Source organism: Streptomyces sp. FH025, assembly GCF_017427025.1.
Taxonomy (GTDB): domain Bacteria; phylum Actinomycetota; class Actinomycetes; order Streptomycetales; family Streptomycetaceae; genus Kitasatospora.
On sequence record NZ_JAFLNG010000551.1, the window covers coordinates 1 to 5296 of the forward strand.

Annotated in this window: 6 protein-coding genes; 5 read left to right on the forward strand and 1 reads right to left on the reverse strand. The window is 74.8% G+C overall.

What is annotated here, in order from left to right; all coding sequences use genetic code 11:
* Together J0670_RS29115 and J0670_RS29120 are read left to right on the forward strand one after the other, a co-directional pair.
* The coding region (locus tag J0670_RS29115; protein ID WP_207814679.1) for a hypothetical protein at window positions 1-191 on the forward strand (191 nt) is incomplete at its 5' end.
* A gap of 91 nt (window positions 192-282) precedes the next feature.
* A complete protein-coding gene (locus J0670_RS29120; RefSeq protein WP_207814680.1) occupies window positions 283-1173 on the forward strand; it encodes a hypothetical protein in 891 nt (296 codons plus the stop codon).
* A gap of 300 nt (window positions 1174-1473) precedes the next feature.
* Here the strand turns inward: J0670_RS29120 and J0670_RS29125 are convergent, their stop codons facing one another.
* Window positions 1474-1740 (reverse strand): zf-HC2 domain-containing protein, encoded by a 267-nt coding sequence (locus tag J0670_RS29125; RefSeq protein WP_207814681.1) that lies wholly within the window; start codon window positions 1738-1740, stop codon window positions 1474-1476.
* Window positions 1741-1795: 55 nt separating this feature from the next.
* Between J0670_RS29125 and J0670_RS29130 the strand changes: the two genes are divergently transcribed.
* The 3 genes from J0670_RS29130 to J0670_RS29140 all read left to right on the forward strand — a co-directional run.
* A complete protein-coding gene (locus J0670_RS29130; protein WP_207814682.1) occupies window positions 1796-2359 on the forward strand; it encodes a sigma-70 family RNA polymerase sigma factor in 564 nt (187 codons plus the stop codon).
* Window positions 2360-2648: 289 nt separating this feature from the next.
* Window positions 2649-3971, forward strand: a complete 1323-nt coding sequence (locus J0670_RS29135) for an MFS transporter (RefSeq protein WP_243437683.1) — start codon at window positions 2649-2651, stop codon at window positions 3969-3971.
* A gap of 70 nt (window positions 3972-4041) precedes the next feature.
* The coding region (locus J0670_RS29140) for a cytochrome P450 (RefSeq protein ID WP_374223190.1) at window positions 4042-5296 on the forward strand (1255 nt) is incomplete at its 3' end.

A 5296-nucleotide genomic window follows, 5' to 3' on the forward strand; every position in this document is an offset into this window, starting at 1 on the left:
TCCCCTTGCCCGAGGGCTTCGCCCCGATGCGCACTTTCCGCATCCGGGTGTGCACATTTAGTGAGCAGGCGAACGGTGATGTCAAATCGCTCCAACGGCAACGGACGCCGCGTGAAGGGGCACTGCGGGCGGCGGGCAGCGCGCGGCGGGTGGCGCCGGCCATACAAGTGATCGATCAGCTGGCCGGATGATCGACGGACCGGGCGGCCCGGCATGGTCTCACGGGGCGGAACCGGCCGATACCGGAGGGTGCGGTACGGGCCGGGCGGTGCGGGTGCGACGATGAGTGCCATCGTGATGACCGACCGGATCCGTCTGCTGCGCGCCACGGTCTTCGCTGCGCTGTGCGTGGCGATGGCCGCCACGGCGCACGTCGCCATGGCCGGAGCCGGGGTTTCGTCGCCGGTGCTGCTCGGCGCGTTCGCGGCGGTCCTCGGGCTGACCTGGCTGCTCGCCGGAAAGCGGCGCGGGCTCGGCGTCATCAGCGCCTGGATGGTCGCGGCGCAGGGCGCGCTGCACCTGCTCTTCGAACAGGCCGGGGCGCTCGGCCGAGGGGGCGGCGGTCTCGGCCGGCTCGCCACGACGGACTGGGCCGCCCTGCTGCTCTGCAATCCGGGCCGGGCCCCGGGCGGGCTCTCCCCCGTCGAGCTGGCGCGGATGGCGGGCATCGACCCGGACGTCCCGCCCGCCGCCGGGAGCCTTCGCCCGATCGCGGGGATGCACCACGGGGCGGTGGCGGGCTCGGCCGACGGCATGGCCCCCGTGGACCTGGGAATGCCGGGGATGGCCGGGATGCCGACGATGCCGGGCATGTCGCACGGGATGACCTCCGGGGCGTCCGGCGGGATGCCGCACGGCATGTCCCACGGGATGTCCCACGGGATGTCGACGGGGATGGCCGCCGCCCACGTGCTGGCGGCGCTGGCCTGTGCGCTGCTGCTGTGGCGCGGCGATGTCGCGCTGGTCCGGCTCTTCGAGCTGCTCGGCGCGCTCGGGACCGTCGTCGCGGGGGTGCTGCTGCTCCCGCTGCTGGCACTGTTCGCGTGCCCCTTCGGGTACCGGCCGCCGGTTCCGCCCCGGCCCGCCGACCGGTCGGCCCGGCCGCCCCGGTCGGTGCTGCTGACGCATGCGGTCGTCCGGCGCGGACCGCCGGCGTTCGCACTCGCCTGCTGACGCGCCCGCCGCGCTCCCCCCGTCCGGCCGACCTCGGCCGCTGCCGGGCCCCGCGACGGGCAGGTCGCCCTGCCGTGCCGACGTGGCCGTCGCTCCCGTAGCGCCTCATGCCGCCGTGCCGTCAGGGCTCGGGCCCGCGTCCGCGTCCGCCGACGCCTTCCGCCGGGAGGTGCGGCGTGCCGCGCGGTTGCCCACGGACGCCTGCGGTGCCGCCGAGCGCGGTGCCGTTCCCAGCCTTCCCCTCGGGACCTTCCCATGCCTCACTTCGACGGCGCACCGGCTCCGGCCGGCGCCACCGTCCTACCGTTCCTCGGCTCGCCCGCTCGGCGGTGCGTGACCGACGGGACCCTCCTCCCCCAGTCGGGTCAGCAGCCGGGCCGACCAGTCCGGCGACGGACCGTCGGCGGCGATCGCCCACACCTGGCCGCGCAGCCGCTCCGCCCGTTCGCGCCACTCCCGGCAGCCCGGGCAGCGCACGAGGTGCTTGTCCAGCCGAGTACCCGGCAGTCCGCTCGGTTCGCCGTCGAGCCGGGCGGACAGAGCGGTACGAAACTGCGCGCATTTCATACGACCATCGTTCCGTACGGCCACCGTGTCGGGACCGGCCGGGTGGGGGGCCGCCGTGGATGACGAGCAGCTCACCGCACTCGCGCTGACCGCCCGCTCCGGCCGGGCGGCGGACGTCGAGGCCTTCGTCCGCGCGACCCAGCGGGACGTCTGGCGCTTCGTCGCCCACCTGACGGACGTCCAGTCCGCCGACGACCTCGCCCAGGAGACCTTCCTGCGCGCCCTGCGCGGGCTGCCCGCCTTCGCCGGGCGGGCCTCGGCGCGCACCTGGCTGCTGTCGATCGCCCGGCGGACGGTGATCGACCGGTACCGGATGGCCGCCGCCCGGCCGCGTTGCGCGGCACTGCCGGACTGGCAGGAGGCGGCGGAACGGCAGGGCGGCACGCGGACCGCCGGGTTCGAGGACGGGATCGCACTCGGGGACCTGCTCGACCGGGTGCCCGAGCAACGGCGGGAGGCCTTCGTGCTGACCCAGGTGCTCGGCCTGAGTTACGCCGAGGCGGCCGAGGTCGCGGGCTGCCCCGTCGGCACCGTCCGCTCCCGGGTCGCCCGGGCCCGCGAGGAACTGATAGCGCGCCTGCGGGCGGCCGAGGCCGGGGAACTCGCGGCGGCCTGCTGAGCGGCAGCGGGCGCGCGCGCACGCCCGTTCGCCCGGGCACCCGGGCACCCGGGCGAACAGATGGCGAATGACGGCAGACAACTAACGGACGACAGATAACAGATTTTGAAATCTGTCATCTGTTATCTGTCCGTTGAAAGCTGTCAGGAAAAATTCCGCCAAGTGTTCGGAACCGGAGCCGCCCCGCCCCCGACTGCTGTACCGGACCCCGCCGCCGAGGCGGTGTCCGGTACAGCGACTGGGCAACGGAGGACCGATGGGCACGCAACAGACGCCATCCTCACCCACCTTGACGAACAGTCAGTCCGAGCCGGTCGACCGCTGGAGCCTGGTGGTGGCCGCCGGACTGCTCTCGTTCGTCGCGATGCTCGACATGAACGTCGTCAACCTGGCGCTCACCGACATCTCCGCCGGCCTGCACGTCTCCGCCGGAGTCGCGCAGTGGGCCGCGCTCGGCTACCAACTCCCCCTGGTCGCCCTGCTGTTGCCCGCCGGTCGGTGGCTGGACCAGGTCGGCACCCGGTCCGCCCTGCTGCTCGCGGTCAGCTGCTTCGCGGCCTCCAGCGCGCTGGCCGCCCTTGCCCCGTGGGCGAGTTGGCTGATCGCGGCCCGCCTGCTGCAAGGCGCCTTCGGGGCCGTGCTGTTCGTCCTGATGCCGGTGCTGGCCGCGACCTCCGTCCGGCCCGAGCTGCGCGGGCGGGCGATGAGCGTGCCCGCGACGCTCGGGCCGCTCGGCGCCGTCACCGGGCCGGTGCTGGGCGGCCTGCTGCTGGACCACCTCGGCTGGCGGGCGATCTTCCTGATCAAGCTGCCGGTCTGCCTGGCCGCCGCGCTGATCGTGCGACGCCACGCCCCGCGACGCGGCGGGCTGCGGCCGCCCGACCGGAGCTCGCTCGGCGACGCCGCCCTGATCGGCGCCGCGGTGGCCTCCGTCCTGCTCTCCCTCACCCTCGCCCCGGAGGCGCCGCAGTGGCTGCTGCTGGCGCTGCCCGCCGCGCCGCTGGTCCTGCTGTGGCTGCGCCGCCCCGGCGGCCGGCCGGTCGCCGAGGTGCTGCGCGCCGCCGGGACGGCCGGGGTGAACGCCTCGGTGCTGGCGCTCGCCGCCGGCTTCGCTGCCTGCCACTACCTGCTCGCCCAGCACCTGCGCGGCCCGCGCGGCGAGAGCGCGACCGCCACCGCGCTGACCATGCTGGCCTTCCCGCTCGGCATGGTGCTGGCCGGACGGGTCGGCGGACGGCTGGCCGACCGCTGGGGCGCACGGCCGACGGCGCTCACCGGAGCCGCCGTCACCACGCTCGGCCTGGCCCTGCTCGTCCCCCTCGACTCCGACTGGTCCGCCTTCGACATCGCCGGACGGCTCGCCCTCGCCGGCGCCGGGATGGGCCTCAACGGCGGCCCCACCCAGGCCCTGGTGATGTCCGCCTCCCCGCCCGGGAAGCTGGCCACCGCAGGCTCAGCCGTCCAGCTCGCCCGCAGCCTGGGCTTCGCCCTCGGCCCGGCCCTCGCCACGGCCGCCGGCGCACCCGAGGGCATCGCCCTGGCCGCCCTGGTCGCGGCCACCGCCGTGGCCCTGCTCGCCCTGCACCGCCGTCCCGCGCGCAACCACGCGTAACCATGCGCAATCACGCGCAATCACGCGTCATCGCCAAGACCCGCACCCCCTCACCGAAGGACCACCACCCGTGACCGACACCGTCCAGGACCCGACCGAAACGCCCCGCTGCCCCTACGGCCACGACCGGCTCTCCTCCCCCGTCCCGCTGTACGGCGCGGCGTACAAGAGCGATCCGTACCCGCTGTACCGCCGGATGCGCGAGGCCGGGCCGGTGCACCGGGTGGAGTTCCCGAGCGGCATCCACGCCTGGCTGGTCACCGGCTACCAGGCGGCCCACGCGGCGCTCAACGATCCCCGTCTCGGCAAGAACCACGCCCTGGGCAACGACAATTGGCGTCGGCTCGCGTCGATCATGCCGGAGCCGCAGCACTCGCAGCTCCAGGTCCACCTGCTGCACCAGGACCCGCCCAAGCACACCGAGATGCGCCGCCTCGTCCTGGACGCCTTCGCCCCGCGCCGGGTGGAGTCGCTGCGCCCCCGGCTGCAGGAGCTCGCCGACGCCCTGGTGGACGACCTGCCGGAGACCGGCGGCGCCGACCTGGTGGCGGGCTTCGCGGCCCACTACCCGTTCCGGGTGCTCGCCGAAGTCATCGGCCTGCCTGCCGAGTTGGCCGCCCGATTCGACCGCGACTGGGGCAAGGTGGTCCAGCCCGTGGGCCCGCAGGACCCGGGCCGCCCGGCGTACGAGGCGAGGCTGCGCGGCCTCCAGACGTACATCGCCGACGTGGTCGCCCGTAAGCGCTCCGACCGCCGGGCTCCCGGCTGGTCGGAGGGCGAGGACCTGCTGGGCCGGCTCGTCGCCGCCCACGACACCGGCCGGTTGAGCCGCGAGGAGCTCGACTCGATGGTGTTCCAGCTGCTGGTCGCCGGGCAGGAGCCGGTCACCAACCAGATCACCACCATGCTGATCACCCTGCTGCGCCACCCCGAGCAGCTCGCGCACCTGCGGGAGCACCTCGGCGACCCGGGCCGGCTCGCCCGCGCGGTGGAGGAACTGCTGCGCCACGACGCCGCGTTCGAGCTGACCACCTGGCGCTTCTTCGCCGAGGACAGCGACCTTTTCGGCACGACCGTCCCGGCCGGCGACTCCGTCATCGTCTCGCTCTGCGCCGCCAACCGCGACGACGAACGGTTCCCCGAGGCCGACCGCCTCGACCTCGACCGCACGCCCAACGCCCACCTCGCCTTCGGCCACGGCATCCACTACTGCCCCGGCGCCGCCCTGGCCAGGACCGAACTCCAGATCGCCATCGGCACCCTGCTCACCCGGCTGCCCGGGCTGCGCCCCGCCGAGGCGCCCGGGGACGGGCTGGACGAACTGG

Bases quoted from the DNA above. Each gene is read 5' to 3' on its own strand.
- J0670_RS29120 (WP_207814680.1), top strand. From the start codon at position 283: ATGAGTGCCATCGTGATGACCGACCGGATCCGTCTGCTGCGCGCCACG.
- J0670_RS29125 (WP_207814681.1), bottom strand. From the start codon at position 1,740: ATGAAATGCGCGCAGTTTCGTACCGCTCTGTCCGCCCGGCTCGACGGC.